The organism is Deinococcus indicus (assembly GCF_002198095.1).
Lineage (GTDB): Bacteria > Deinococcota > Deinococci > Deinococcales > Deinococcaceae > Deinococcus > Deinococcus caeni.
The window spans coordinates 1-26,565 of record NZ_NHMK01000013.1; the positions used below are offsets into that span (position 1 = coordinate 1).

Consider the following 26,565-nt stretch of genomic DNA (forward strand, 5'->3'; position numbering starts at 1 on the left):
GCGCCCGTCGGGCGCGAAACCTGGACGATGCAGTTGCTGGCTGATCGCCTGGTGACGCTGGGGGTCGTAGACAGCATCAGTGATGAAACTGTCCGGCGCACACTGAAAAAAACGTCCTCAAACCGTGGCAGGTCGAGAGTTGGTGTGTCGCTCAGGTAGGCGCGGACTTCGTGTGGCGGATGGAGGCCGTACTGGACACCTACGCGCTGCCCTACGATGCCTGTCGGCCGGTGATCTGCTTCGACGAGAAGTCCTACCAGATGCTCGATCATGTGCGGGATCCGCTGCCACCCGTGCCGGGACACCCGGCACGGGTCGACCATGAATACAAACGCTGTGGCACGGTGAATTTCTTCGTGGCCTTCGAACCGCTGATGGGTCAGCGCACCGTGACGGTCACGGAGCGGCGAGGGAACGCCGAGTTCGCGGCGCAGCTCCAGGCGCTGGACGTGCGGTATGCGGCAGCGGACAGGATCGTGCTGGTGCTGGATCAGCTGTCGACGCACAGTCCGGCCGCGCTGTATCAGCATCTCCCGGCTGAGGAGGCGCGTCGGCTGAGCCGACGCTTCGAGTGGGTGCACACGCCCAAACATGCGTCGTGGCTCAACATGGCGGAACTGGAGTGGTCAGTCCTGCAGCGACAGTGTCTGGGGCAGCGATTGGCCAGTGTGGATGCCGTTGAAGCGGAGTTGCTGGCGTGGGAAACCGACCGCAATGCGCGGTCGGTGCGGGCGAATTGGCAGTTCTCGATATCGGCTGCACGGGACAAGCTCAAACGTCACTACCGCTGCGATGAATAGCCATCGTCATGCTTGTGGTCATCCACTAGGGTTCTGAATATCAATATTCAGGTGGCACGCTCTGCCTGATACCGATTGAATGGAGTGCAAAGCCGGCCGGGTCCGGGCGGATGCGACTCGGAGAGCTGCCCCCGCAGAGGAAACGCCCATCCGGACGTGGAGCTGGCAGGGGCGGTGAAGTTCCGGATTGTCGGCCTAACAAACGGCAGTCCGTATGATCACCCTGCCTGTCGCCTCCTGTGTTTGCTCTGAATATCGATATTCAGACGCTACCAGAAGCCGCGCGTACCGAGCACACTCTGCTGAAACGTCTGGACGGACGTTCCTGTGAATATCGATATTCAGAGCTCTGCCGTCTGCCCTGGCCCACATCCCGACGCCCTCATTCACCCGGAGGTTGCATCATACGTTCACTGCTGCTTCTGCCTGCCCTGCTGCTCGGTTCCGCCCTCGCCGCCCCGGTCACCTACCGGGTCGCGCCGCTCGATCATGTGAACATCGTCACGGCCGAGAACGAGACCGACATCGAGAACTTCACGGCCGTCACCAGCAAGGTGAGCGGCACCGTGATCTTCGACCCGGCGGCCCGGACCGGCAGCGCCGACCTGACCGTCAACGGCGCCAGCCTCAGCACCGGGGTGCCGCTGCGTGACGAGCACATGCGCTCGGCCGACTGGTTCAACTTCGACAAGATGCCCGCCATCACCTTCAAATCCACCCGCGTGCAGTACGTCAGCGGCGACAACTACCGCGTGACCGGCACCCTGACCATGAACGGCGTCACGCGCACCGTTATCAGCACCGCCCGCGTCAAGCTGACCCCCGCCAACGACGTGACCAGGGCGTCCGGGATTGCCGGTGACGCGCTGGCCGTCAGCGTGGCCTTCAACGTGAAACTCAGCGATTTCGGCGTGAAACACATGGCCGTGCAGGCCGGACGCGTGAAGGACACCCTGCCGGTCACCATCAAACTCATCGCGTCGAACCGGTGAACGCGCGGCTCGGTCCGGCGCTGCGGGCCGCCGCGCTGCTGGCCCTGCTGACGCTGGGAGGCGGGCTGTGGTGGGCGTCGCAGGCGCAACTGGTGCAACTCGTCCGGCCCGAGGCGGCCGCGACCGCCAGTCTGTTCGGTGACGGCCCCGCCACCCCCGGCACGCCCATCGGGCAGCCGCAGCGCCTGCTGATCCGCGCGCCGGCCGCGTTCCTGCCGGGTGAGGGGCCACGCGGCGAACGCTTCGTGAGCGAGCCCGCCCTGCGCGCCGCCGGTCAGTACCCGCTGCAGGAGAAGACCGTGCGCCTCGTGACCCTGCTCGCCTCGGCCGGACTGCTCGGCGCCGCCGCGCTGCTGATGGCCGGTTCGTGGTGGGTCCAGCGCCGCGCCCATACCTGATCCACTGATCCACAGTCCGTGTGCTGAACGACACCCCAAAGGCCCCTGCCGCCCCTACACTGCCGGTCACGCGACCCGGCAGGTGGGGGCGGCGCCACAGGAGGACACATGACCGACAGCAGCGAAAGCCGGCACGACTGGGCAAGGCCCACCGATCTGGACCTGACCCCCCTGACGGCGGACGTGGTCGTGATCGGCAGCGGATCGGCGGGCCTGACGGCGGCGGGCGTGGCGGCCTCACAGGGACGGCAGGTGGTGATGGTCGAGCGGGACCGGACGGGCGGCGAGTGCCTGTTCACGGGCTGCGTGCCGTCCAAGACGCTGCTGTCCCTGGCGGGTCGGGTGCACGCGGCGCGCGGGGCGCAGGCACTGGGCCTGAGCGTGACGGGCCAGCCGGACTGGGCGGCGGTTCGGGCCGAGGTGCGGCGCGTGATCGACTCCTTCGAGCGGGTGGACGCCCCGGCCGCCCTGGCGGCGACGAGCGTGCAGGTGATCGCAGGCGAGGCGGCGTTCGTGTCACCGCACGTGCTGGAAGTCACGCATGCGCGCGGGCAGCGGACCGTGACGGCCGCCGAGTTCATCCTGGCGACCGGTTCGCAGGTGCGCGTGCCGGACGTGCCGGGCCTGCGGGGCGTGCCGTTCCTGACGCACGAGACGGTCTTCGAGCTGCCCGAACGCCCCGAGCACCTGATCGTGATGGGCGGCGGCGCGGTCGGGTGTGAGCTGTCGCAGGCGTTCGCGCGGCTGGGCAGCCGGGTCACGCTGCTGCACACCGGCGCCCGCCTGCTGCCGCGCGACGAACCCGAGGCGTCAGCGGCGGTGCTGGAGGCGCTACGGGCGGACGGCGTGACCGTGCACCTGAACGCCCACGCGCGGCAGGTCCACACGCGGCGGGTTCAGGGACAGGCAGACGGCGTGCAGGTCGAACTGCCGGGCCAGACGGTAAGCGGCAGCCACCTCCTGCTCGCCACCGGCAAACGGCTCCGCGTGCAGGGCCTGGGCCTGGAGGTGATCGGCGCGCCCTTCACCGAGGACGGCCTGACCGTCCGGCCCAGCATGCAGTCGGTCGGCTGCGCGTACCTGTGGGGCGCCGGGGACGTGGTGGGCGGCCCGATGTTCACGCACGGCGCCACCGAACGCGGCACGCTCGCCGGGCTGGGCAGCCTGGGACCGCTGGGACGGGTCGCGGCGCGGCTGCGCGCCCCCGCCGGACGGGCCGAGCGCATTCCGCACGTCACGTTCACCGACCCGGAGGCCGCGCAGTGGGGCCTGACCGAGGCGCAGGCCGCGCAGGCCCACGGGGGGCGCGCCGTGGTCGTCGAGTACGACTTCTCGCACCTGGACCGCGCCGCCACCGAGAACGCCGGGGAGGGTTTCGTGAAACTGGTGGCGGTCCGTGACCGGCTCGGCTCGCCGCTGGGCCTGCAGGTCGTGGGGGCGCAGGTCGTCGGGCGCCGCGCCGGGGAACTGATCCAGCTGCTGAGCGTCACGCCCCGGCTGGGGATCCACCCGCTGCGGACGGCGCTGCTGCCCGCGCCGTACCCCACCTTCGCGGAGGCCGTCCGGCAGACGTACCTGGGGCTGTTCACGCAGGGCGAACATTTCGGCCGGTCCCGCCCGGCCCGGCCGGACGCCGGGTGACACCCGCCCCGCCCCTGCTGGACGCGCTGGTGATCGGGGCCGGGCAGGCCGGACTGGCGGCCGCGTACTGGCTGGCCCGCGCCGGCCTGAGCTTCCGGGTGCTGGAAGCCGGGGCCGCGCCGCAGGGGTCCTGGCCCGCGTACTACGCCAGCCTGACGCTGTTCACGCCGGCGGGGCACTCGGCGCTGCCCGGTCTGCCCTTTCCGGGCGAGCCGGACCGCGCGCCCACCCGTGACGGGATGGCCGCGTACCTGCGCGCCTACGCTCACGCGCACGCCCTGCCGGTCGAGACGGGCGCGGACGTCACGCGCGTCACACCGCGACCGGACGAGCTGGGTAGGGGCCAGCCGGGCGGTTTCGAGGTCACGGCGCGTGACGGCCGGACCTGGGCGGCGCGGACGGTGGTCGTGGCGACCGGCACCTTCCGCACGCCGGTCACGCCCGACTTTCCCGGTCAGGCGGGCACGGCGGTGGAGATCCGGCACGCCGCCACGTACCGGCACCCGGAACCGTTCGCGGGGCAGCGGGTCGTGGTGGTCGGCGCGGGAAACTCGGCCGTGCAGATCGCGGCGGACCTCGCGCGCGTGGCGGACGTGACGCTCGCGGTGCGCCGGCCGCCGCACCTGATCCCGCAGCGCCCGCTGGGCCATGACCTGACCGACTGGCTGGCGTGGTCCGGGGTGGAACGCCTGCCGCTGGGCGTACTGGGGCGCGTGCCGGACGCGCAGCCCGTGATCGCCGTGCCGGGCCTGCGCGCCGCGCTGCGGGGCGTGCCCGTCAGGCGGGTGTTCACGGCGTTCACGCCGCGCGGCGTGCGCTGGCCCGGCGGTCAGGAGGAGCAGGTGGACACCGTGATTCTCGCGACCGGCTACCGCTTCGGCGCGCCGTTCCTGCCGGAGTCGGCCCTCGACCGGGCGGGGGAACCCCGGCAGCGGCTGGGCGTCAGCCTGGGCGTGCCGGGCCTGTACTTCGTGGGCCTGCCCGGCGCGCGGACGATCGCGTCCGGTACGGTCCGCGCCGCCGGTCCGGACGCGCGGGCCGTGACGGTGGCCCTGCGCCGCTTTCTGCGCCGTGACCCCACCGACCTTCCCGCCGGGCGGTAGGGCCGACCCACGCTGAACGTCACGCACCGGGGCGGTCCTCCGGGTGTTCCGGGACGGTCCAGCAGGCGGCGGGCGGCAGGTGCAGCGTGACGGTGTCCCCGGCGTGGGGCGGGGCGTCCGGCGGGGCGTGCCAGACCAGCGCTGTTTCCTGACCCCCCGGTCCCCCCATGCCCGGCGCCGGCACGGTCAGCTCGCAGCGCCAGTACGCTCCCGCGAACGAGACTTGGCGCACCTGGGCGCGCAGGGTGTTCACGGCGGCCGGTCCGGGCCGGATCGCCTCGGGCCGCACGGTGACCGTCACCGGGCCGTGGCCGGGGCGGGCGACCCGCAGCCGTCCCAGCGCCGTCATGACGTCCGCGCTGTCCTGCACGCCCGGCAGGAAGTTAAGGCTGCCGAAGAACCGCGCGGCGTTCAGCGTGGCGGGCTGCGCGTACAGCTCGGCCGGTTCGCCCACCTGCGCCAGCCGCCCGCCGTCCAGGAATCCGATGCGCTGCGCGGTCGCCAGCGCCTCCTCCTGGTCGTGCGTGACGAGCAGCAGCGTCGTGCCGCGCTCCTGCGCCTCGCGCACCAGCCACTCGCGCAGGTCGCGGCGCAGCGGGGCGTCAAGGGCGCTGAGGGGTTCGTCCAGCAGCAGCAGGGGCGGGCGGGTGATCAGCGCCCGCCCCAGCGCGGCCCGGCCGGCCTGCCCGCCGGACAGCGCCCCCACGCGGCGCGGCCCGAGCCCCTGGAGGCCGGTGCGGGCCAGCATGTCCGCGACGCGGGCGTCGGTCTCGGCGCGCGGCACCCGGCGCTGCCGCAGGCCGAAGGCGAGGTTCCCGGCCACGCTCAGGTGTGGGAACAGCAGCGGGTCCTGGAACACCAGTCCCACGTCCCGCGCCTCGGGCGGCACGCTCAGGACGCTGCGGCCCCCGAGGCGCACGTCGCCCTGAGTGGGTGGGTGCAGGCCCGCCACGACGCGCAGCAGGGTGCTCTTGCCGCTGCCGGACGCGCCGAGCAGCGCGAAGCGTTCGCCGCTGCCGACGCTCAGGGACACGCCGCGCAGGACCGGGTGGCCGCCGTGCGCGGCGCTGATCCCGTCGAGTTCCAGGCGGGTCACGCGGCGCTCCTCAGGCGCGGCGCGAGCAGCGCGAAGCCCAGCAGCGGCGGCAGCAGGTACACCAGTCCCAGCGCGCCGCTCAGGGCGTAGTCGCCGCCCTGCACGGCGCTGAACAGCAGCAGCGGCAGTGTCCGGACCTGCGCGCCGCCCACGATCAGGGTCAGCAGGTACTCGCTCCAGGACACCAGGAACGCCATCAGCAGCGCCACGAGCACTCCGGATCGCACGGCGGGCAGCGTCACCTGCCACCACACCGCCGCGCGGGACGCGCCGAGCGTGCGGGCCGCGTCCTCCAGGCGGGCGTCGTACCCGGCGAAGGTGGCGCTCAGCACGGCCACCGCGTACGGCACCGCGACGATCAGGTGCGCGGCGACCACCCCGGCCGGCGTGTCGGCCAGCCCCAGGCGGATGAACACCACCTGAATGCCCATGACGCCCGCGAAGGCCGGCAGGATCAGCGGCGCGAGCAGCGCCGACTGCACCCACGCCCGCGACCGGCCCGGCCAGCCGTTCAGCGCGCGGGCGGCCGGCAGGGCCAGGCCGGTGGCGGTCACGGCGGTCACGGTTCCCACCCACATGCTGCCCCACAGGGGCGCCCACAGCGGCGTGTCGGGGGACAGCGCTGAGGCCCAGGCCCGCAGGCTCCACTCGCCGGGCAGCAGCGCCGGGTAGAACCACGCGCCCGCGAGGGACCACACGCCCAGCAGCAGCAGGGGTCCCACCGCTCCGGCCAGCAGCAGCGCGCCCAGCAGGACGCTGCCCGGCGTCCAGCGGCGCGGCACGGGGCGGCGGCTCAGGCCGCTCACCGGGACGACCCTGTGCGCACGTACGCCCACAGCAGCAGCGCGCCCAGCCCCGCCAGGACGGTACTCAGGGCCATGGCGAGCGGACGGCGGCCCAGGTCGGTGTCCGTGAATGCCTGGTACGCCAGGACGCTCAGGGTGGTCGGACTGGTCGCGCCCAGCAGCAGCGGCACCTCGACGGTCCCGAGTGCGAACGCGAACACCAGCACGCACGCCGTCAGCAGGGCCGGGCGGATCGCGGGCCACGTCACCTGCCGGAACCGCGCGGCCCGCCCGGCCCCGAGGCTGCGGGCCACGTCGTGCAGCCGCCCGTCCAGGCGGGTCAGCGCCGCGAGGACCAGCAGCGCCACGAACGGCGTCTCCTTCCACACGAGTTCCAGCACGACGCCCACGCCGAGCGGGTCGAACAGCAGCGCCGGGAAGTCCTGCGGGCCGCGCGTCAGGCCCAGCGCGGCCGTCACGCGTGACAGCAGGCCGCTCTGCGAGAGGGTCAGCAGGACCAGCGTGGCGGCCAGCACGTGCGGGACCGGCAGGGTCAGGCCCGCCAGGAAGCGCAGCCGCGCCCGGCCCGCGCGCCTCAGCAGCAGGGCCAGCGCCGTGCCCAGCGCCGCCGACAGGCCCGTGCTCAGGGTCGCCACGCCCAGCGTCAGCAGCAGCGAGGCCCGCACCGCCGGGTCGGCCGCGAGCGTCCGGTACGCCGCGAAAGTCACCTTCTGCCCGCCCAGCACGGGGTCCACGCCCACGCTCTGCACGACCGTCAGGATCAGGCCGCCCCCGAACAACCCGGCCGTGACGAGCAGCGCCGGGGCGACCATCAACGCCCGGCGCCGCGTCCCGCCGCTCCGGTCTACTTCAGCCACGCGCGAAAGCCGTCCTGCACGCGGCGGTCGTACGTGGCGTCCACGTCGCTGAAGGACCGCCGGGCCAGCAGCGCCGGGTCCAGCGTGTACGGCCCGACCTTCAAGGCAGCCTTCACCTGCGCGCTGAACGCCGGACCCACCCGGCCCGGATCGATGCCCAGCCCGTCGCCCCAGGTGTCGCCGGACAGCTTGGCGAGTTGCAGGTCCGGGCGCAGCAGCAGGTTCGCGAGGACCTGCGCGCCCGCCGCGTGCGCCGCGTTGAAGGGAATCGCCACGAAATGCGTGTCCGAGACGGTGCCCGCGTCGAACAGGTACACCCGCGCCGTCTTCGGCAGCAGGCCGCGCTGCACATCGGCCGCGACGCCGCCGATGTTCTGCACGAACGCGAAATCCACCTCGCCGTTGGCGAACAGCGTGTACAGCTGCGGCAGGTCCGCCGGGAAGGTCCGCCCGCCACGCCACATGTTCGGGCGCAGGCCGTCGAGGTACGACCAGAGTTTCGGGGAGGCCCGCTGCCACGTCGCCTCGCGGAACGGCCCGGCGAACCCCTGCGGCCCGCCGCCGAGTTCGAACATCGCCTGCCGCAGGAAGCGGTTGCCGTAGAAGTTCGGCGGGGCCGGGAATGTGAAGCGGCCCGGGTGGCGCTGCGCCCACGCGGCGAGCGCCGCGAACGAGCGCGGCAACTCCGAGGGCTTGACGCGGGCGCTGTCGTACACGTACTGCCACTGCGCGCTGCCCCACGGGGACTCGCTGCCGTTCACGGGAAACCCGAAGTCCGTGCGGATCGCCGGACTCTTCCAGTTCACGTACCGCGCGTTCGGGAGCGACTCGGCCCAGCCGGTCTTCAGGAGGCCCGCCTGCTGCGCCGTGCGGAAGTTCTCGCCGTTGATCCAGATCAGGTCCACGCTGCCGCCCCGGACCTTCCCGGCCCGTTTCTCGCCCAGCACCTTGTTCACGGCCTGCGCGGTGTCTGTGACCGGCACGCGCCGCACCGTCAAGCCCAGCTTCCTCGCGGCAGGCGCCACGACCGTGTCCACGTAGCGGTTGATGTTGTCCGACCCGCCCCACATGTAGAAGTTCACGGTCTGCCCGCGCGCGGCCCGCTCGGTGGCCGCCCACGCCGCCGACGGTTTCGCCGGGGCGGCTGCCTGGGCCGCCGACTGGGGGGTCGCCGTGACCAGCAGCGCCGTGAGCAGCGGCGCCATGAGCGGAAAGGAAGAGGTGGTCGGGCGAAGTCGGGTCATGGTCACTCCGGAAGGGGGGAAAAGGGGGGCTGTGCGGCGCGCGCCGCGCGGTGATCGGCCATGTGCCGTGCCAGTTCAGGGTAGTCGGGATCGATGTCCAGCCGGTACCCGTCCCAGTAGCCGTCCCGCTCCGGGCGGTAATGGCGGGGCGGGGCGGCGTCCGGACGGGTCGCGGCGGTTTTCAGGGCGCGCCTCACCCGCACGCGCAGCACGTCCGGGTCAGTGGCCAGGATCTCCGGGACGCCCACCACCGGCAGGAGCTGCACCGTGACCCGCTGTCCGTACCGTAGCGCCGGCGTGAAGGGATGCTCCCAGATGCGGTGCGTGCCGCTCAGCGCGACCGGCAGGACCGGCACGGCCAGCCGCCGCGCCAGTTCGAAGGCGCCGCGCTGAAAGTCGCTCTCGATGCCGGCCACGGTGCCCTGCGCGAACACCACGAGGCTCTCGCCGCCTGCCAGGATGTCCCGCGCGGCCCGCAGCAGGGTCCGGTACCCACCCAGCTGCGCTTCCGGGTGAATGGCGACGTGTCCCAGGCGCGTCACGGCCGGTCCGACGCCCGGCCAGCCGAAGATCTCGTCGCGCGCCACGAAGCGCAGCTGGAGCGGCAGCGCCCGCACCAGACATAGCGGATCGATGACGCTCTCGTGCAGCGCGACGATCAGGAACGGCCCGCCTTTCGGGACCGGCCCGCGCACCTCCGCCCGGACCCGCAGGTGCCGCAGGATCCGCGCGCTGAACGCCCGCTGGACGCCGTAACGGCGCGCAGGCGACAGGTCCGGCGGCAACCGCCCCAGCCGCCGCAGTTCCCACCACAGCAGCCCCTGGCCGCGCAGGGTGTAGCGCAGCGCCGCCAAGCGACCCTCCGGCGCGGCGCGCAGCGTCACGGGCGGGGCCGAGCGAGGGGTCGGGGGGGCAGGATTTGCCTGCTTCCAGCGCCCGTGGGTCGCGGAACGGGTTACGCCCGGTTCAATCGGCATCAGTGCTGTCAGGATGCCGCAGCAGGCCGGGCGGGTGTGTTGCCGGCATGACAGAAACGCCCGGCCGGTCCGCCTCTGTGAATATCGATATTCAGGAGAGCAGCTGACCGAGTTCCGCGATCAGGCGCTCGGCCCGCGCGCGCTGCTTCTCCGGCAGGGCCGCGAGCCGGGCCGGCGACAGCTGACGCCGCAGGTCCCGCAGGGCGTCGCCGGCTGCGGCCGGGCGCGGACTCTGCCGCGCGCGGATCTGTGCCCGGACCTCCGCCTGGGTCCAGCCCTGCGCGACCGCTTCCGACACGAGTTCCGCGTGCAGGGGGGCGGGGGCGCGGGCGATCAGCAGCGCCTTGGAGTACGCCAGTTCGCCGCGCTCGACCGCCGCGCGCATCGGTTCTTTCAGGGACAGGACCGGCAGGCCGTTCACCACGAACGACACCCACTGCTCGCCCCCCAGCTGCGCGAACAGCTGCTCGGTGACCTGCACGTCCTCCGGATGGGCCTGGGGGCTTGCGCGCATCTGCCGCAGGTGCGCCGGTACGTCCGCCGGGTCCAGGTTCAGGGCGCGGGCCAGCAGCGTCAGCTTGCCCGTCACCTCCTCAAAGCGGTTCAGGTCGGCGCGTTGCAGGTTCTCCAGCGTGGCAATCACGTCGAATTCCTCGTCCGAGACGGACTGCACGATCACCGGAATCTCACGCCGACCGGCCAGCCGGGACGCCCGGTAGCGCCGCTCGCCGAACACGATCTCGAACCGCTCCCCCGAGGGCCGCACCATGATCGGTTGCAGCACGCCCCGCTCGGCGATGCTGACTGCCAGATCCTGAAGCTGCTGCGGATCGAAGTGCCGGCGCGGCTGGCGTGGGTTGGGCACGATCAGGTCCAGCGGCAGCGTCTGCGGGGCCGCCGGGGCGGCGCTGGTGCCATCCTGCGCCGTGAACGACTGGGCGCGCTCCAGCAGGTTCGTGAGGCGCGGCCCCTTGCGCCCGAAGGCGTTCACGCCGGACCGCCCATGGCGCCCAGGATCTCTTCCCAGATCTCCCGGAACTGCGCGAGTTCGGTGGGTGATCCGCCGAACACCTTCTCGTAGGCGCTGAGGGACCGCACGACCGTCTCCAGGCGCGGGTGACTGTTCAGCGCGGCGTTCGCCTCGTGCGCCATGCCCTTGCGGGCGTCGAAGCGGTTCAGGACGATCGCGTAGTTGAAGCGCGGCAGCGCGGCCTCCAGATCGGCCAGCAGTTCCAGCGTGGTCGCCAGCCGGTCGATGTCCATTCCGGTCGGCAGGACCGGCACGAGCACCACGTCCGCGACCGTCGCCGCGCTCTTGAGCACCTCGCGGTTGTTGGGGGGCGTGTCGATCACCACCGTCTGCCCGGCCTGCGCCAGCTGCCGCGCCTGCCGCATCAGGCTGTTGCGGTCGGCGGCCTGCACCCGAAACGGCAGCGTGACCCCCTCGGCCTGCGCGTGCTGCTGCCAGCGCAGCGCACTGACCTCCTCGTCGGCGTCCAGCACGACCACCGCCTCGCCGGTCTGCGCGATGGCCGCCGCGAGGTGCATGGTGAGCGTCGTCTTGCCCACCCCGCCCTTGAGCGAGGTCAGCGCGATGATGCGCGGCCGCGCCGACAGCGGCGCCGGAACGCCCGGCACGATGGTCGCCATCGGCTGCCCGTGCCGGGTCACGGTGACCGGCTGACCCGTCTCGCTGACCTCACGCAGCACCTCCGGCAGTTCCTCCCGCAGCGACCGCACACCCACCCGTTTCGACGTCATGCCTGAAGTGTACACATGTGTACACACCCGCTCAAGCGCGCCCGCACCCCCGGAGGCGCGCTACGCTACGGCCCGTGCGCATTCTGGAACTGGACACCTGGCCCCGCCGTCATCACTTCGATCTCTTCAGGACCTACACCCAGCCGGACTTCAACGTGACCGCCCCGGTCGACGTGACCGCCTTCCACGCCCACGTCCGGGAGCGCGGCGCGCCGTTCATGGTCGCCACCACCTACGTCCTGGCGCGCGCCGCGAACGAGTACCAGCCGTTCCGCTGGCGCATCCGCGGCGAGCAGGTGGTCGAGCACGACGTCGTGCATCCTTCCGTCACCGCTGCCGAGGAACACGACGATCTGTTCCGCTTCTGCGCCCTGCCGTACAGCCCGCACGCCTCCACCTTCCTGAGCGGCGCGGCCGACGCCCTGCGCGCCAGCCGCGAACAGCCGCACGTGCGCATCACGCCCGGCCAGGACGAACTGCTGTACCTGTCCAGCCTGCCCTGGCTGGCCTTCACGGGCATCACCCACGCGCAGTCCCTGACCCCGCCGGACTCCATTCCGCGCCTCACAACCGGGCGGTTCACCCCGCAGAACGGTCGGCTGACCATGCCGCTGTCCGTGCAGGTGCATCACGCCCTGATGGACGGCCGCCACGTCGCCGAGTACTTCGCGCGGGTCCAGACGCTCCTCGACGACCCCACGTTGCTGGACCACGGCCCCGCCTGAACACCTGTCGCCCCCGTCCCGGCACGCCTCAGCGGGAGTCATACGGACTGCCGTTTGCTTCGCTGGCAATCCGGAACGTCACCGCCCCTGCCGGCTCCACGTCCGGAGGGGCGTTTCTCTCCTGCTCTGCGGAGCAGCTCTCTGAGTCGCATCCGCTCGGACCGGGCGGGCTTTGCAGCCCATTCAATCGGAGTCCGTATCGCCTGTACCCGGCGGGGTCGCGGGCAGGGTCCAGCAGAAGCGGCTGCCCTCGCCCGGCGTGGACTGCACGGTCAGGTCGCCGCCCAGGGCGCGGGCCAGTCCGCGCGCCACGGTCAGGCCCACGCCGCTGCCCTCGCCGCGCGTGCGGGCCGCGTCGGCCCGGAAGAACCGTTCGAATATGCGCTCCAGGTGCTCCGGGGCGATCCCGCAGCCCGTGTCCTGCACCGTGATCTGCACCCGGCCCGCCCGGCCCTGCGCACTGACCTGCACCCGACCGCCCGGCGGCGTGTGCCGCAGCGCGTTGCCCAGCAGGTTGCCCAGGATCTGCGCGGCGCGTTCCGGGTCCGTCCAGACCGGCAGGGCAGGGGGCAGCGGCCCGATCAGCAGCGTCACGCCGCGCTCCTCGCAGGGCAGGGCGAAGCGCTGCCGCGCGTGCTCCAGCAGCGTCCGGGCGTCCGTCCGCTGCGGGCGCAGGTCCACCTGCCCGGCCTCTACACGGCTGACCAGACTCAGGTCGTTCACCAGCCGTTCCAGGCTGCCCAGTTCCCGGTGGACGGCGCTCATGGCGTCCCGGCTGCCCATCAGGCCGTCCTGCGCGGCCTCCACGTAGCCGCGCACGGCGGACACGGGCGCGCGCAGCTCGTGGGCGACGTTCCCGATCAGCTCCACGCGGCCCTGCTCGACCCGCGCCAGCGTGCCGGCCATGACGTTGAAACTGTGCGCCAGTCCGGCCAGTTCGTCCTGCCCGCCTTCCGGCAGTCGCCGCCCGTACTCGCCGCTGGCGAGCGCGGCGCTGCCCGCCTGGAGCGTCCGGACCGGGTCGGTCACGCGGCGCGCGGCGATCCAGGCGGTGGCCGTCGCGACCAGCAGCGCCAGCGGCAGCGCGGTCAGCAGCGCCCGCGTCAGGGTCCCGCGCATGCCGTGGCTCAGGTCGCCCCGCATGCCGGCGCCGGCCCCGCCCATCTGCCGGACCATCTCGTCCACGTGCCGCTCGATGAACGGCTGGGCGGCCAGTTCCGCCGTCAGCACCAGCACGGCCCCCATGGCGGTGATCACCGCGAGGTGACTGAGCAGCAGGCGGGGAAACAGGCGCACGCCGCCACGCTACCCCAGCGGCCCGGTCCTGTCGAACAGGGGAGGGCCAGACAGGTGGCGCGGCTTTACACAAGCTGAACAGGCGCTCCCTAGGGTGGGTGCATGAACGTGACGCTCCGCGCCGCCCTGATCCCGCTGTCCCTCGTGGCCCTGTCGCTGTCCGGCCCCGCCTCCTCGCAGTCCACGGGGGGGCACGCCGGTCACGCGACGCCCTCCCAGCCCCAGTCCGGCGCGGCCCACGCGGGGCACGCCATGACCGACCTGGGCGGGCTGGGCGCCCTGCGGGGCCGCGCCTTCGACCGCGCGTACCTGAGCATGATGATCCCGCACCATCAGGCGGCCGTCGAGATGGCCCGCGCCGCGCTGCCCGTCAGCCGCGACGCGACCGTGAAAGCCTGGGCGACCGCCGTGATCCGCGACCAGCAGCGTGAGATCAACCAGATGAACGCCCTCCTGAAGGGACTGGGCGGCACGGACGCCGCCATGGCCGCCAGCATGAAACGCAGCATGGACGGCATGGCCGGGCTGGTCCGCAAGGCCCGCAACCCGGACGTGGCGTTCGTGCAGGGCATGCTGCCGCACCACGCGTCCGCCATCGACATGGCCAACCTCGCCCTGCAACGCGGACAGGACGCCCGCATCCTGGGCCTCTCGAAGGCCATCATCACCGCGCAGGCCGCCGAGATGCTTGACTACCGCACCTGGCTCGGCCGGCGGGGCCTGTAACCCGGCGCCGTGAACGCACGCCCGCACGGTAGAGTCCAGGCGCGGCCCGCTCCACCCCGGCCCGGAGTGCCCTCATGCCCACGGTCCTGATCGTCGACGACGACCCCGCCATCCTGGAAATCCTGCGCACCTACCTGAATGCCGAGGGCCACACGGTCCTGGAGGCGCGGACCGGCCCGGACGCCCGCGACCTGCTGGCCCGCGCGGACGTGGCCGTCCTCGACTGGATGCTGCCCGGCCTGTCCGGCGTGGAGCTCGCCCGCGACGCCCGCCGCGCCGGGCTGACCCTGCCGCTGCTGATGCTCACGGGGCGCGGCGAGGAGGAGGACAAACTACGCGGCCTGGACGGCGGCGTGGACGACTACGTGGTCAAGCCGTTCAGTCCGCGCGAGGTCACGGCCCGCGTCCGCGCGCTGCTGCGCCGCGCCGGCGTGCAGGCGGCCTTCAGTGTCGGGGAGCTGCACGTGGACCTGCGCGCCCGCGAGGTGCGGCTGGCCGGCGCGCGGGTGGACCTGTCGAAACTGGAGTTCGACCTGCTGACCACCATGGCGCAGCACGCGGGCATGGCTTGGTCCCGTGAGAGGCTGCTGGAGCGCGTGTGGGGCAGCGACTTCCCCGGCACCGAGCGGGTCGTGGACGTCCATATCACCAGCCTGCGCCGCAAGCTGCGCGACCCGCCGGACACGCCCCGCTTCATCGAGACGGTGCGGGGCGTCGGCTACCGCTTCCGCGAGGACGGCGACTGATCCGGCAACCGGGGCGCGCCGGATCAGTCGCCGTCATACGGGCTCCGTTTCTTTCCTTCTCGCATCCGCTCGGATTGAACGGGCTTTGCAGCCCATTCAATCGGAGTCCGTATCAGTGGACGGTCAGTCGGCGGCCTGTTCCTGCTCGGCGCGGAAGGCGGCCATGTCGATCACGAAGCGGTACTTCACGTCGTTCTTCAGCATGCGCTCGTAGGCGGCGTTGATGTCCTGCATGCGGATCAGCTCGATGTCGGCGGTGATGCCGTGCTCGGCGCAGAAGTCCAGCATCTGCTGCGTCTCGGCGATCCCGCCGATGTTGCTGCCGGCCACGCTGCGGCGCTGCACGACCAGCGGCACGCCGCTGAGCCCCACCGGTTCCAGGGCGCCCACGATGACCAGCTGCCCGTCGCGTTTCAGGGTGGCGAGGTACGGGTTCAGGTCGTGCCCGCTGGGAACGGTGCTGATGATGAAGTCGAAGCTGCTGCGCGCGGCCTTCATGGCGGCCCGGTCGGTGCTGAACACCACGTGGTGCGCGCCGAGGCGCAGGGCGTCGTCGGCCTTGCCCTGCGAGGTCGTGAACAGCGTCACGTCCGCCCCCATGGCGACCGCCAGCTTGATGCCCATGTGGCCCAGTCCGCCCAGCCCGACGATGGCGACCCGGTGGCCGCGGCCGATCTTCCAGTGGTTCAGCGGCGAGAACATGGTGATCCCGGCGCACAGCAGCGGCGCCACCCCCGGCAGGTCCAGCGTTTCGGGGACGCGCACCACGAAGCCCTCGGTCACGACGATGGCGGTGGAGTACCCGCCGTGCGTGGGGGCCTGCGTGTCGCGCTCGCGGGAGTTGTACGTCCAGGTGGCGCCGTTCTCGCAGTACTGTTCGAGGCCCTCGGCGCAGGACTCGCAGTGCTGGCAGGAGTCCACCATGCAGCCCACCCCGGCGAGGTCCCCGACGCGCAGGCGCGTGACCTGCTCACCGACCGCCGTGACGCGCCCGACGATCTCGTGGCCCGGCACCAGCGGGTAGAGGCTGGGACCCCACTCGCTGCGCGCCTGATGCAGGTCGGAGTGGCACACGCCGCTGTACAGGATCTCGATCATGACGTCGGTGGGGCGCAGTGCGCGCCGCTCGACGGTGTGGGGTTGCAGCGGCGAGGTGGCGTCGGGGGCGGCGTAGGCGTGGACTGTGGTCATGGGGACCTCCTGGCTGGGAGCTGGGGCTGGTGAGTGGGGGAGGGGAGGGGCGGTCGCGGCGATGCCCGGAAGGCTACGGCCGCCCGCGCGCGTCAAATCCTGTCCGGAGCACAATGGGCCGCGTGACTGCCGGGCGCGGCCGCCTTTAGGCTCACGCGCCGTGAGGCCGCTGTATGACCCGCTGTTCATACTGGGAAGCGTGACGTTCTCTGACAGGCGAACCGATTCCGACCGGCGGGCCGAGGGAGCCTGGGCCGCGCGGTTCACGGATCCGGCCGGCGCGGGCGCCTGGGTGCAGGCGTCGCTGCCGGACCCGGCGCTGCGGCCCTGCGCGCAGGTCGTGCTTGCCTTCCTGCGGTGGCGGGCCGGTGAGCTGGTCAGCGCCCTCGATCAGGTCATGCAGGCCGAGGCCACGCTGCGGGAACGCGGGAACGAACGCTGGCTGGCCCGCGCCCTGAGCATGCTGGCCGTGCTGGCCGGCGAGAGCGGACAGGCGGAACGGGCGCTGCGCCTGCTGCAGGAACAGCTGGAACTCGTGCGCCGCCTCGGGGACGTGGAGATGCAGGCCTCGGCGTACAACGATTTCGGCGTGCAGATCGGCTGGGACGACCCGGAACGCGCCCTGACGTACTACCAGCGGGCCTTCGACCTGCTCGAGGAGCAGGGAGTGCCGGGCGGCGCGTCCCCGTACCCCGGCATTCACGGCATCGCGGCGCTGAACATCGCCGAGATTCACCTGCTGCGCGGCCGGGACGCGGCGGGCGAGGCCATGACCGACCGTGGCGGCGACCTGCTGGAACAGGCGCGCGCCTGGACGTTCTGGCCGGGGTACGTGACGCTGCGCGTGAAACTCCTGAGCCGCCAGGGCCGCCTGGACGACGCGCGGGAGCTCATCCGGGACGCCTTCGCCCGGCTGGGTGAACCGCCCCGTCCGGACGGACCGGCCGGCCCACCGCTCACCGAGCCGGCGCAACTGCTGCACGCCGCCGCCGCGCACCTGGAATTCGAGGCGGGCGACCCCCGGCGGGCGCTGGAATGGCTGGGCGGCCTGGAGGACTGGCCGAACGTCCGGCCCGAACTGCTGCCGGAATTCCTGGACCTGCGCGCCCGGATCGAGGCGGCGGGCGGGGACCACGCCGCCGCGTACCGCACGGCGCGGCAACTGCTGGCCGTCACGGAGGCCCGGCACGCCGCCGAACGCGACACGCAGATCAAGCAGCTGGAGGTCCTGCACCGCACGGAACTGGCCGTGCAGCAGTCGCACGAGGCGCAGCGGGCCGCGCAGCATCTGCGCGAACACCTGCGCGAACTCCAGGCGCTGCGCGGACAGCTGGAGAAACTCAGCAGCACCGACGACCTGACCGGCCTGGGCAACCGCCGGCAGTTCGAGCAGCACCGCGCGCAACTGGAGGCCGGTGACGCCGTCCTGCTGATCGACATCGACCACTTCAAGCGCGTGAACGACACCTACGGGCACGCGGCGGGCGACGTGACGTTACAGGTCGTGGCCCGCCGCGTGCGGAGCGCGCTGCGCCGCAGCGACCGCGCCTACCGTCACGGCGGCGAGGAATTCACGGTGCTGCTGCGCGGCGTGGGCGAGACCTTCCTGCTGGAAGTCAGCGAACGCATCCGGCAGGCGGTGTCGGCCGGGCCGGTGCCGGGCCCCGACGTGACGGTCACGGTCAGTATCGGCGCGGCCATCCTGACCGGCGTGAACGACGCCGGCGCCCTGGAACGCGCCGACCGGGCGCTGTACCGCGCCAAGCAGCAGGGCAGGGACCGGACCTGCCTGGCGCGGCCGGAGGACGCCGCAGGCCCGGTGCCCGGCTGAGGCCCGCCCGCGCCGTTATGCCTGGGCGCGCAGCAGGGCGCGGAGTTTCTCGGTGTCCTCGTGGAAGCCGCGGATGCCCTCGGCGAGCTTCTCGTTCGCCATGGGGTTGGCGGCCAGCGCCCAGCGGAAGTCGGCCTCGGTCAGGGTGGGCTCGGTGGCGGTGGCGGGCACGGGCGTCAGGGCCCGCTCCAGCGGGGCCGTGTCGGCGGCCAGTTCGCCCAGCAGGGCGGGGCTGACGGTCAGGCGGTCGCAGCCGGCCAGCGCGCGGACCTGCGCGGCGCTGCGGAACGACGCGCCCATCACCACGGTGGGGTAGCCGTGCGTCTTGAAGTGACGGTAGATGCCGCGCACGCTCTGCACGCCGGGATCCTGGTCGGGGGCGTAGTCGGCGGTGCCGGTGTGCTTCTTGTACCAGTCGGTGATGCGGCCCACGAACGGCGAGATCAGGTACGCGCCGGCCTGCGCGGCGGCCACGGCCTGCTCCTGCGAGAACACCAGGGTCAGGTTGCAGCGGATGCCCTCGGCTTCCAGGATGCGCGCGGCCTGCACGCCCTCCCAGGTGGTCGCCAGTTTGATCAGGATGCGCTCGCGGCCCACGCCCTGCTCGGCGTACAGCGCGATCAGGTGCCGGGCCTTGTGCACCATGGCGTCCGCGTCGAAGGACAGGCGGGCGTCCACCTCGGTGCTGACGTATCCGGGCACCAGCCGGGTCAGTTCCGTGCCGATCCGCACGGTCAGCTGGTCGATGGCAGCCTCCACGTCGCCCAGCGCGCGGGCCTCGTCGAGCAGGTGCGCGTAGCCGCTCAGGCCCGCCGCTTTCAGGATCAGCGAGGGGTTGGTCGTGCAGTCCTGCGGCTGGTACTGACGGATGGCTTCCAGGTCGCCAGTATCGGCGACGACGACGGTCATCTGCTTGAGCTGTTCGAGTGCGTTCATGGGGTCCTCCGGTGAAGGTGCAGGCCGCGCGGGCCGGTCAGGGGGGATGCGGGATGAGGGCCGGCGCAGGTCTTGCGCGCCGGTTTGACGTTCGCCCGTACCATACGCTCCCGGCGGCGGGCGTCAACCGGTTCATGCAGACTTCTGGTGCTGTTCGCTGGGGTTCTGTTCGGGCGCCGGGCGGCGGTTCTCAAGAAAACCCATGGATTCCCCGGTGACGCCGGCCGGGCCGGGTTGCTACCCTGCATCTCAGATGCCAGCTTCCTTTCCTTCCCTGTCTGCCTGCCTGTCTCCCCGCCGGATGTCCGCGTGAGCGGCGGTCTGGTCGCCCTGCTCGACGACGTGGCCGCCATCGCGCGCCTCGCGGCGGCGTCCATCGACGATATCGGCGCGGCGGCCAGCCGGGCCGGCGTGAAGGCCATCGGGGTGGTCGTGGACGACGCGGCCGTCACGCCCCGTTATGTCACGGGGTTCACGCCGGACCGTGAACTGCCGATCATCTGGCGGATCGCGCGGGGTTCGCTGCGGAACAAGGTCGTGTTCATCCTGCCGGCGGCGCTGCTGCTCAGTCAGTTCCTGCCGTGGTCCCTGACGCCGATCCTGATGGTCGGCGGCGCGTACCTGTGCTTCGAGGGAGCCGAGAAGGTCTACGAGGCCCTGCACCCGCACGACCACGCCGCCGACGCCGAGGCCGCCGCACTGAGCGGTCCGGAACACGAGCAGAAGATGGTGTCCGGCGCGATCCGCACGGACTTCATCCTGTCGGCCGAGATCATGGCGATCTCACTGGCCGAGGTGGCGAACGAACCCTTCGTGTCGCGCGCCCTGATCCTGGTGGTCGTCGCGCTCGTTATCACGGCGCTGGTGTACGGCGTGGTCGGCATCATCGTGAAGATGGACGACCTGGGCCTGCGACTGGCCCGCAGCGGTTCCGGCGCGGCGCGCACCTTCGGGCGGGGCCTCGTGAAGGGCATGCCGGTCGTGATGGGCGCCCTGTCGGTGATCGGGACGGCCGCGATGCTGTGGGTGGGCGGCCATATTCTGCTCGACGGCCTGGACAAACTGGGTGTGGGCGGCCCCGCGCACCTGCTGCACGACTGGGCGGTGGCGGCCGGGAACGCCCTGCCGGCCCTACACAGCCTGATCGAGTGGCTGGTCGAGACGCTGGGATCGGCGGTGGTGGGTCTGGTCGTGGGCGGCCTGATCGTGGCGCTGCTGCACCTGCTGCCGAACCGGAAGGCCGCCCACTGACAGGGGCGCCCGACGTTCGGACCACAGGGCGCGGACGTGCAGAGACACGCCGCGCCCGTGGACGTTTCAGTGTGTCTGTGGTATGCTGAGCGTCCCATCTGGGGATGACCCGGTTTCGACGGGGATCGCTGAGCGGGACGTTGCGAGCCGAGGATGACCGTGGGCCTCGTTAATCATCGGTCAAAGCCTTTAACTGGCAACAACAACAGCACCACCTACGCCTTCGCTGCTTAAGCGAAGCAGTGACCAGGAAGCCCGGCCATTGGCGTCCTGCGAACTTCCAAAAGATGGCTAGCCTGAGCCGACGCTTCTGAGCACGGGCGAAATTTAAGAAGCTGGGGTTGAAAGCAGCGTGTCCCTGCGCGACTGATACCTGAGATCTAAATCATGGACTACGCTCGTAGAGACCAACGCAATGGGTCTTCGGACGGCGGTTCGACTCCGCCCATCTCCACCACAGATCAGCGCCCCAGCAACTGAGGCTGGGGCGCTGTTCATGTCTGCCGGCGCGGGGCGGATCAGTGCGGCAAATGCTCGCGGAGCGCGCCGTACAGCCACGTTCCGAGCAGCGCGAAGCCCAGCACGACCAGCATGGGCCACACGCCCGCGCCGAGCAGCGTGAACACCGGCCCCGGACAGACGCCCGCCAGTCCCCAGCCGACGCCGAAGGTCGCGCCGCCCAGCACGTAACGGGTCCAGCCGCGTTCCTTGGGCGCGACCGTGATGGTCTGCCCGTCCAGGCTGCGCGCGCCGCTGCGGCGCAGCAGCCATGTGGTCAGCATTCCGGTCAGCACCGCCGAGCCGATCAGGCCGAACATGTGGAAGGCCTCGAAGCGGAACATCTCCTGAATGCGGTACCAGCTGGCTGCCTCGGATTTCACGAGGATCACGCCGAAGTACACGCCCATCAGCAGGTAGGCGGGGCGGGCCGCCGGGCGGGTGGCGGAGTGCCCGTGCACGCCGGGGACGCGGGTGCCGGCGCTCACCGGATCACCGCCATGAACGCAGGCAGCAGCAGGTTGGCGCTCAGGATGCCGCCCGCGAAGAAGGATACGGTGGCGATCAGGCTGGGGAGTTGCAGGGTACTCAGGCCCGTGATGGCGTGACCGCTGGTGCAGCCGCCGCCGTAGCGGGTGCCGAAGCCTACCAGCAGGCCCGAGACGCCCAGCAGCAGCCACACGCCGGGGTTGCTCAGGTCGGTCAGTTCGGCCGGGACCAGTCCGGGGCGGACCTGCACGCCGAGTTCCTGCACGGACGCCGCGCCGGCCGCGCTCAGGCGGGTGGGTTCCGGGTCGGCGAGCAGCAGTCCGGCCAGCGTGCCGCCCAGGATCAGCCCGGCGGCGAACAGCAGGTTCCAGCTCTGGGCGCGCCAGTTGTACCGGAAGAAGCCGGGTTTGACCGCGTCGGGCAGCAGGATCGCGCAGGCGTGGCGCAGGTTCGAGGAGATCCCGAAGGCGCGGTTGCCGATCAGCAGCAGCAGCGGCACGGTCAGGCCGATCAGGGGGCCACCGACCCACCAGGGCCAGGGAGAGCGGAGCAGGTCGAGCAGTTCAGTCATGGGGGAACCTCATACGGACTCCGATTGAATGGGCTGCACAGCCCGTTCGATCCGAGCGAAGCGAGTGGGAGCGGGGGGGGTTCCGGATGTGGAGCCGGCAGGGGCGGTGAAGTTCCGGATTGTTGGCGAAACAAACGGCAGTCCGTATCAGATAAGGAGCCCGGCGGGGTCACGGGGAAACCCGGCCGGGCGGGGGAGAGGGGAGGGGCAGACGGGCGGGCGTGGGTCAGGGCGCGCGGCCTTCCACGGCGGGTGGTGGATTCAGGACCCTCGGGACGTTCGTGGCCAGGACGTACAGGCCCATCACGACCAGGAAGGACGCGAAGCCGCGTTTCAGGGCGTCGTTCGAGACGCTCTTGCCCAGGCGGGCGCCCAGGAAACTCCCGGCGACGCCGATGAGGGTGAAGATCAGGATCAGGTTCCAGTGCACCGCGAGGTTCTGCTCGTGCAGGACATGCACGTACTTGTAGAACCCGGCAAAACTCTTGGCAGCGATGATCAGCAGGCTGGTCCCCACAGCGAGGCTCATGGGCAGGCCGCCCAGCAGTACCAGCGCCGGGATGATCAGGAAGCCGCCGCCCACGCCGACCAGTCCGGTCAGGACGCCCACGCCCAGGCCCTCGGCGGCGATCTTCAGCGGCGAGCGGGCGTGCGCCGGTCCCGCGCCCGCCCTGGCCGGGCGGAACATCATGACCGACGCCAGCAGCATCACGCCCGCGAACAGCAGCAGCTGCGCGACGCCGCTCAGGTGCACGCTCAGGGCGGCGCCCAGGTACGTGCCGGTCACGCCGGGCACCCCGAAGTACGCCACGCTGCGCCAGTCGATCTGGCGTTTCAGGGCGTAGGGAATCGCGCCGAACAGGCTGATGCCGCCCACGATGGCGAGGCTCTCGGCGATGGCGAGCTTCTCGGGTTCACCCACGAGGTACACCAGGACCGGCACGGTCAGGATGCTGCCGCCCGAGCCGAGCAGGCCGAGGCTCAGGCCGATCAGGGCCGCGCCGATCCACGCGAGAATCACGGGTGGTCGCCGGCCGTCAGGGGCCGGCCCTCACGCTGCCAGCCGGCGGTGCCGCCCATCAGGTTCATCAGGCCGGGGCGGCCCAGGGTGCTCAGGTACCCGGCCGCCTGCGAGGAGCGGTTGCCGCTGGCGCAGATCAGGACCGCGCCGCCGGGCACCTCGGTTTCGCGGCCCTGAAGTTCGGACAGGGGGATGTTGATCGCGCCGGGCACGTGACCCTGGGTGTACTCGTCGGGTTCACGCACGTCGATCAGGGCGGCGCCTGCGCGGCGCTGCGCGTCCAGTTCGTTCGGGAAGAGGTCGGTGTAGGTCATCACTTGGTTCCTTTGGGGTGAGGCGGGGGTATCGGCGCACGGTCCGGAGAAACGGGCGTGCCGACGCCGGTCGAACGGGGGGACGCCCGTTCAACCCGGAAGGCTGCGGGAGCGGAGGGTTCAGGCCGAATCCGGTTCAGGCCGGGGAGACGGGCGGCGCCTGCTGCTCGCGGGCGTAGGCCTCGTAGCCGCCGGCCAGTTCGCTGACCCGGAAGCCCTGTGCGCGCAGGAGGCTGGCGGCGGCGGCGCTGCGCGCTCCGCCCTGGCAGTGGACGACGATCTCGCGGTCGCGCGGCAGGGTGTCCAGGTTCCAGGCGAGCCGTCCGGCGTGCAGTTGCCTCGCGCCGGGGATGGCGCCGGCCTGATGTTCGGTCCTGTTGCGCACGTCGAGGATCAGGGCGCCGGCGTGGCGGGGCAGTTCGGTGGCCGGGAAGGGCCGGGCGGGCGTGGTGTCCAGTCCGTCGGGGCTGGTCACGAATCCGGTCACGTTGTCCAGGCCGACCATCCACAGGCGGCGGCGCAGCGTCGCGGCGTGCGTGGCGTCGCGGGCCAGCAGGACGTAGGGGGTGTGTTCGGGGCGCAGCAGCCAGCCGGCCCAGGTCTCGAAGGTGTTGCCGTCCGGGATGTTCACGCTGCCCTGCGGCGCGGCGGCCTGATGTGCCTCCCTGGAGCGCGTGTCGATCAGGATGGCGCCGGCCGTCGTCAGGGCGCGCAGTTCGTCGGGCCCGAGCTGCGTCAGGGGCGTGACCTCGCCCAGCAGGGCCGGCCCGGCGCGGTTCTGGGTCTTCATGCGGCCGTAGTACAGCGGTGCGTCGGGCTGCCCGCTGAGCAGCTCGGCCGTGAAGCCCGGCTCGTCGCCGGCCGCCACGTACGGCGCCCACCAGGCCAGGGCGCGCTCGTAGCCGACGGTGGTGGTGGGCACGGCCCCAAGCGCCTTGCCGCAGGCGCTGCCGGCGCCGTGGCCGGGCCAGACCTGCACGCCGTCGGGCAGGGTCAGGAACTGGTCGCGCAGGCTGGCGAACATCTGGCGTGCGCCGGTGAAGCGGGTGTCCTCGCCGCCGGCGGCCTCGTCGAGCAGGTCGGGGCGGCCGATGTCGCCCACGAACGCGAAGTCGCCCGTGAAGTACATGACGGGCGCGTCGCCGCGCGGGGTGTCAGTCACGAGGAACGAGAGGCTTTCCGGGGTGTGGCCGGGCGTGTGCCGGACTTCCAGGCGCAGGTTGCCGACCATGAAGGTGTCGCCGTGGCGGAGCGGCTCGGCCTGGAAGCCGTAGGTCCAATCGGGGCCGCCCTCGGCGGAGAGCAGCAGTCGGGCGCCGGTGCGGGCGGCGAGTTCGCGGCTGCCGGACAGGTAGTCGGCGTGGATGTGCGTCTCGGTGACGTGCGTGACGCGCAGTTTCTCGCGGGCGGCGCGGTCGAGGTACGGCTGGACGTCGCGGACGGGGTCGATCACGAGGCATTCGCCGGTCTTCTGGCAGCCGATCATGTAGGACGCCTGCGCGAGGTCGGTGTCGTAGAAGCGTTCGAAGAACATGGGTGGCCCTCCTTGGGCTGGAACTGACCTGAAGCTATACCCCCCAAGGGTATCTTTCAAGCGTTCTATCAGTCCTTATCGGGGTTTCCGGGGTGAACCATCAGCCAGGCCGATATCATGACCGGGCAGGAGGCTCCCCCACATGCGCGTGAATCCGGAACAGCTCGTCACCTTCAGCGTCGTGGCGCAACTGGGCAGCGTCAGCCGCGCCGCGCAGGCCCTGAACCTCAGTCAGCCGGCCGTCAGCGGTCAGCTGCGCGCCCTGCAGGACCAGATCGGCCGGCCCCTGTACGTCCGCCGGGGCCGGGGCGTGATCCTCACCGAGGACGGCGAGCGGCTGCTGCCGCACGCGCAGGCCATCGCCCGCACCCTGCACGAGGTCGGCGAGCAGATCACGGACCTGCGCCGCCGGCCCCTGACCACCCTGCGCGTGGGCTTCTCGTTCGCCCTGACCAGACTGGCCAGCGCCGCCGCGCGCCGCGCCCTGGACCTCGGCCTGCACCTGCAGGCGGAAACCCGCCCGGCCGCCGACCTCGCCCAGGGCGTCCGGGACGGCACCCTGGCCGCCGCGCTGCTCGTGACCTCGCCGCAGCGGACCCTGCCGGACCTCGACCTGCACCGCGTCGGCGAGGACCAGCTGCGGCTGGGGGTGGCCCCGACGCACCCGCTCGCCCGGCAGGGCTACGTCGCCCCGCACGCCCTGCGCGGCGAGACGCTGCTGTGGCCCGCGCGCGGCTCCGGCGTCCGGGTGCAGACCGAACGCATCCTGCAGGGCGTCGCGCCCGCCCAGGGTCTGGAGGTCGGGAGCCTGTGGGCGGCGCTGGAGGGCGTGCGGCGCGGCGACGGCGTGGCCGTCCTGCCCGCCTCGTTCATGGCGCGCGACGTGCAGGTCGGGCAGGTGCGCTCACTGGGCCTGGAAGCCCCCGCCGTGACGGTCCTGCACGTCCTGGTCACGCCGCCCGCCGCGCTGCTGCCGTCCGCGACCGGCCGCCTGATCGGGCTGTTCGCCGCCCTGCGGTGACGCGGCCCCCCGCCTTGCCGGGACGTGACGGGGCGCTGACAAACCGCTGGCAGACTCGGCGGCATGAAGAAGCTTCTGACCATCGCAGCCGCTCTCGCCATGACCTCCGCCTCCGCCCAGGGCAGCGTGACGGGTGCCGGCGCGAGCTTCCCGTTCCCGCTGTACAGCAAGATGTTCGCCGAGTACAAGGGCGACACCGGCGTCACCGTCAACTACCAGAGCGTCGGCAGCGGCGCCGGCCAGAAACAGATCACCGAACGCACCGTCGACTTCGCCGGCAGCGACAACCCCATGAGCGACGACGCCATGAAGGCCGCCCCCGGCAAGCTCCTGCACGTCCCCACCGCCATCGGCGCCGTCGTGCCCTCCTACAACCTCCCCGGCGTCACCACGCCCCTCAAGTTCACCGGGAAGGTCCTGGCCGACATCTACCTCGGCAAGATCAAAACCTGGAACGACAAGGCCATCACCGCCCTGAACCCCGGCGTCAGCATTCCCCCGCTGCCCATCACGGTCGCTCGCCGCAGCGACGGCTCCGGCACGACGTTCGTGTTCAGCGACTACCTGAGCAAGGTCAGCACCGAGTGGAAAAGCAAGGTCGGCACCGGCAACAGCCTGAACTGGCCGGTCGGGACCGGCGCGCGCGGGAACGACGGCGTGGCCGGCGTGGTCAAGAGCACGCCCGGCGCGATCGGGTACGTGGAACTGGTGTACGCCAAGCAGAACAAACTGCCCTTCGG

26 protein-coding genes, 1 other RNA gene and 1 pseudogene are annotated in these 26,565 nt (G+C 71.9%); 13 read left to right on the forward strand and 15 right to left on the reverse strand.

The annotated features are described in order from the left end of the window. Positions 1-119: 119 nt before the first annotated feature. From CBQ26_RS10360 to CBQ26_RS10380, 5 genes and pseudogenes are all read left to right on the forward strand, one after another. A pseudogene (locus CBQ26_RS10360) lies at positions 120-800 on the forward strand (IS630 family transposase); the annotation flags it as partial. Between the two features lie 491 nt (positions 801-1,291). Further along, entirely contained in the window at positions 1,292-1,792 is a 501-nt protein-coding gene (locus tag CBQ26_RS10365) for a YceI family protein (protein WP_244898028.1), read from the forward strand. After that, the gene (locus tag CBQ26_RS10370; protein ID WP_088248576.1) at positions 1,789-2,190 is read left to right on the forward strand and encodes a hypothetical protein; all 402 of its coding nucleotides are present in this window, start codon (positions 1,789-1,791) and stop codon (positions 2,188-2,190) included. The genes CBQ26_RS10365 and CBQ26_RS10370 overlap by 4 nt, the downstream gene beginning before the upstream one ends. A 108-nt stretch (positions 2,191-2,298) precedes the next feature. Further along, positions 2,299-3,831, forward strand: a complete 1,533-nt coding sequence (locus CBQ26_RS10375; protein WP_088248577.1) for a dihydrolipoyl dehydrogenase family protein — start codon at positions 2,299-2,301, stop codon at positions 3,829-3,831. Then, the gene (locus tag CBQ26_RS10380; RefSeq protein ID WP_216360352.1) at positions 3,828-4,934 is read left to right on the forward strand and encodes a flavin-containing monooxygenase; all 1,107 of its coding nucleotides are present in this window, start codon (positions 3,828-3,830) and stop codon (positions 4,932-4,934) included. Before CBQ26_RS10375 ends, CBQ26_RS10380 begins: the two co-directional genes overlap by 4 nt. A 19-nt stretch (positions 4,935-4,953) precedes the next feature. On the opposite strand, the gene CBQ26_RS10385 is transcribed toward CBQ26_RS10380, so the two are convergent. The 7 genes from CBQ26_RS10385 to CBQ26_RS10415 form a co-directional block, all read right to left on the reverse strand. Beyond that, complete coding sequence (locus CBQ26_RS10385; RefSeq protein WP_088248578.1) at positions 4,954-6,030, reverse strand: ABC transporter ATP-binding protein; 1,077 nt, start codon at positions 6,028-6,030, stop codon at positions 4,954-4,956. Further along, entirely contained in the window at positions 6,027-6,836 is an 810-nt protein-coding gene (locus CBQ26_RS10390) for an ABC transporter permease (RefSeq protein WP_088248579.1), read from the reverse strand. Before CBQ26_RS10390 ends, CBQ26_RS10385 begins: the two co-directional genes overlap by 4 nt. Then, on the reverse strand, positions 6,833-7,693 hold the full coding sequence (locus CBQ26_RS10395) for an ABC transporter permease (protein ID WP_143342049.1): 861 nt from the start codon (positions 7,691-7,693) through the stop codon (positions 6,833-6,835). The genes CBQ26_RS10390 and CBQ26_RS10395 overlap by 4 nt, the downstream gene beginning before the upstream one ends. Next, a complete protein-coding gene (locus tag CBQ26_RS10400) occupies positions 7,681-8,937 on the reverse strand; it encodes an ABC transporter substrate-binding protein (protein ID WP_143342050.1) in 1,257 nt (418 codons plus the stop codon). Before CBQ26_RS10400 ends, CBQ26_RS10395 begins: the two co-directional genes overlap by 13 nt. Before the next feature lie 2 nt (positions 8,938-8,939). Beyond that, positions 8,940-9,914 (reverse strand): lysophospholipid acyltransferase family protein, encoded by a 975-nt coding sequence (locus CBQ26_RS10405; RefSeq protein ID WP_088248582.1) that lies wholly within the window; start codon positions 9,912-9,914, stop codon positions 8,940-8,942. Positions 9,915-10,005: 91 nt separating this feature from the next. Further along, on the reverse strand, positions 10,006-10,905 hold the full coding sequence (locus tag CBQ26_RS10410) for a ParB/RepB/Spo0J family partition protein (protein ID WP_172418028.1): 900 nt from the start codon (positions 10,903-10,905) through the stop codon (positions 10,006-10,008). After that, positions 10,902-11,675: a type II toxin-antitoxin system prevent-host-death family antitoxin gene (locus tag CBQ26_RS10415; RefSeq protein WP_088248584.1), complete on the reverse strand. Its 774-nt coding sequence runs from the start codon at positions 11,673-11,675 to the stop codon at positions 10,902-10,904. Before CBQ26_RS10415 ends, CBQ26_RS10410 begins: the two co-directional genes overlap by 4 nt. A 74-nt stretch (positions 11,676-11,749) precedes the next feature. Between CBQ26_RS10415 and CBQ26_RS10420 the strand changes: the two genes are divergently transcribed. After that, positions 11,750-12,400, forward strand: coding sequence for a chloramphenicol acetyltransferase (locus CBQ26_RS10420; protein WP_172418029.1), 651 nt, complete (start codon positions 11,750-11,752; stop codon positions 12,398-12,400). Between the two features lie 183 nt (positions 12,401-12,583). On the opposite strand, the gene CBQ26_RS10425 is transcribed toward CBQ26_RS10420, so the two are convergent. After that, complete coding sequence (locus tag CBQ26_RS10425; protein ID WP_088248586.1) at positions 12,584-13,696, reverse strand: sensor histidine kinase; 1,113 nt, start codon at positions 13,694-13,696, stop codon at positions 12,584-12,586. Positions 13,697-13,798: 102 nt separating this feature from the next. Here CBQ26_RS10425 and CBQ26_RS10430 point away from each other — a divergent pair, with 102 nt between their 5' ends. Together CBQ26_RS10430 and CBQ26_RS10435 are read left to right on the forward strand one after the other, a co-directional pair. Beyond that, complete coding sequence (locus tag CBQ26_RS10430) at positions 13,799-14,422, forward strand: DUF305 domain-containing protein (protein WP_088248587.1); 624 nt, start codon at positions 13,799-13,801, stop codon at positions 14,420-14,422. Positions 14,423-14,496: 74 nt separating this feature from the next. Next, positions 14,497-15,168, forward strand: a complete 672-nt coding sequence (locus CBQ26_RS10435; protein WP_088248588.1) for a winged helix-turn-helix domain-containing protein — start codon at positions 14,497-14,499, stop codon at positions 15,166-15,168. A 123-nt stretch (positions 15,169-15,291) separates the two neighbouring features. Here CBQ26_RS10435 and CBQ26_RS10440 read toward each other — a convergent pair whose 3' ends face one another. Further along, positions 15,292-16,359, reverse strand: coding sequence for an NAD(P)-dependent alcohol dehydrogenase (locus tag CBQ26_RS10440; protein ID WP_088248589.1), 1,068 nt, complete (start codon positions 16,357-16,359; stop codon positions 15,292-15,294). Between the two features lie 199 nt (positions 16,360-16,558). On the opposite strand from CBQ26_RS10440, the gene CBQ26_RS10445 reads away from it, so the two are divergent. Continuing rightward, positions 16,559-18,190, forward strand: a complete 1,632-nt coding sequence (locus CBQ26_RS10445) for a GGDEF domain-containing protein (RefSeq protein WP_172418030.1) — start codon at positions 16,559-16,561, stop codon at positions 18,188-18,190. A 15-nt stretch (positions 18,191-18,205) separates the two neighbouring features. On the opposite strand, the gene tal is transcribed toward CBQ26_RS10445, so the two are convergent. Continuing rightward, complete coding sequence (tal, locus tag CBQ26_RS10450) at positions 18,206-19,126, reverse strand: transaldolase (RefSeq protein WP_088248591.1); 921 nt, start codon at positions 19,124-19,126, stop codon at positions 18,206-18,208. Positions 19,127-19,435: 309 nt separating this feature from the next. Between tal and CBQ26_RS10455 the strand changes: the two genes are divergently transcribed. Together CBQ26_RS10455 and ssrA are read left to right on the forward strand one after the other, a co-directional pair. Next, positions 19,436-20,377, forward strand: coding sequence for a DUF808 domain-containing protein (locus CBQ26_RS10455; protein ID WP_088248592.1), 942 nt, complete (start codon positions 19,436-19,438; stop codon positions 20,375-20,377). Between the two features lie 100 nt (positions 20,378-20,477). Then, positions 20,478-20,834: a transfer-messenger RNA gene (ssrA, locus tag CBQ26_RS10460) on the forward strand. A 61-nt stretch (positions 20,835-20,895) separates the two neighbouring features. Here ssrA and CBQ26_RS10465 read toward each other — a convergent pair. From CBQ26_RS10465 to CBQ26_RS10485, 5 genes are all read right to left on the reverse strand, one after another. Beyond that, positions 20,896-21,363, reverse strand: coding sequence for a YeeE/YedE family protein (locus CBQ26_RS10465; RefSeq protein ID WP_425319426.1), 468 nt, complete (start codon positions 21,361-21,363; stop codon positions 20,896-20,898). Then, positions 21,360-21,935: a YeeE/YedE family protein gene (locus tag CBQ26_RS10470; RefSeq protein WP_088248593.1), complete on the reverse strand. Its 576-nt coding sequence runs from the start codon at positions 21,933-21,935 to the stop codon at positions 21,360-21,362. The genes CBQ26_RS10465 and CBQ26_RS10470 overlap by 4 nt, the downstream gene beginning before the upstream one ends. A 226-nt stretch (positions 21,936-22,161) precedes the next feature. Next, positions 22,162-22,956 (reverse strand): sulfite exporter TauE/SafE family protein, encoded by a 795-nt coding sequence (locus tag CBQ26_RS10475; RefSeq protein ID WP_088248594.1) that lies wholly within the window; start codon positions 22,954-22,956, stop codon positions 22,162-22,164. Next, positions 22,953-23,270 carry a rhodanese-like domain-containing protein gene (locus tag CBQ26_RS10480; protein WP_088248595.1) on the reverse strand — a complete coding sequence of 106 codons (318 nt, stop codon included), beginning with the start codon at positions 23,268-23,270 and terminating at the stop codon, positions 22,953-22,955. Before CBQ26_RS10480 ends, CBQ26_RS10475 begins: the two co-directional genes overlap by 4 nt. Before the next feature lie 136 nt (positions 23,271-23,406). Next, on the reverse strand, positions 23,407-24,804 hold the full coding sequence (locus CBQ26_RS10485; RefSeq protein ID WP_088248596.1) for an MBL fold metallo-hydrolase: 1,398 nt from the start codon (positions 24,802-24,804) through the stop codon (positions 23,407-23,409). A 142-nt stretch (positions 24,805-24,946) separates the two neighbouring features. Here CBQ26_RS10485 and CBQ26_RS10490 point away from each other — a divergent pair, with 142 nt between their 5' ends. Together CBQ26_RS10490 and pstS are read left to right on the forward strand one after the other, a co-directional pair. After that, positions 24,947-25,825 (forward strand): LysR family transcriptional regulator, encoded by an 879-nt coding sequence (locus CBQ26_RS10490; RefSeq protein ID WP_088248597.1) that lies wholly within the window; start codon positions 24,947-24,949, stop codon positions 25,823-25,825. A gap of 63 nt (positions 25,826-25,888) precedes the next feature. Continuing rightward, the coding region (gene pstS / locus CBQ26_RS10495) for a phosphate ABC transporter substrate-binding protein PstS (RefSeq protein WP_088248598.1) at positions 25,889-26,565 on the forward strand (677 nt) is incomplete at its 3' end.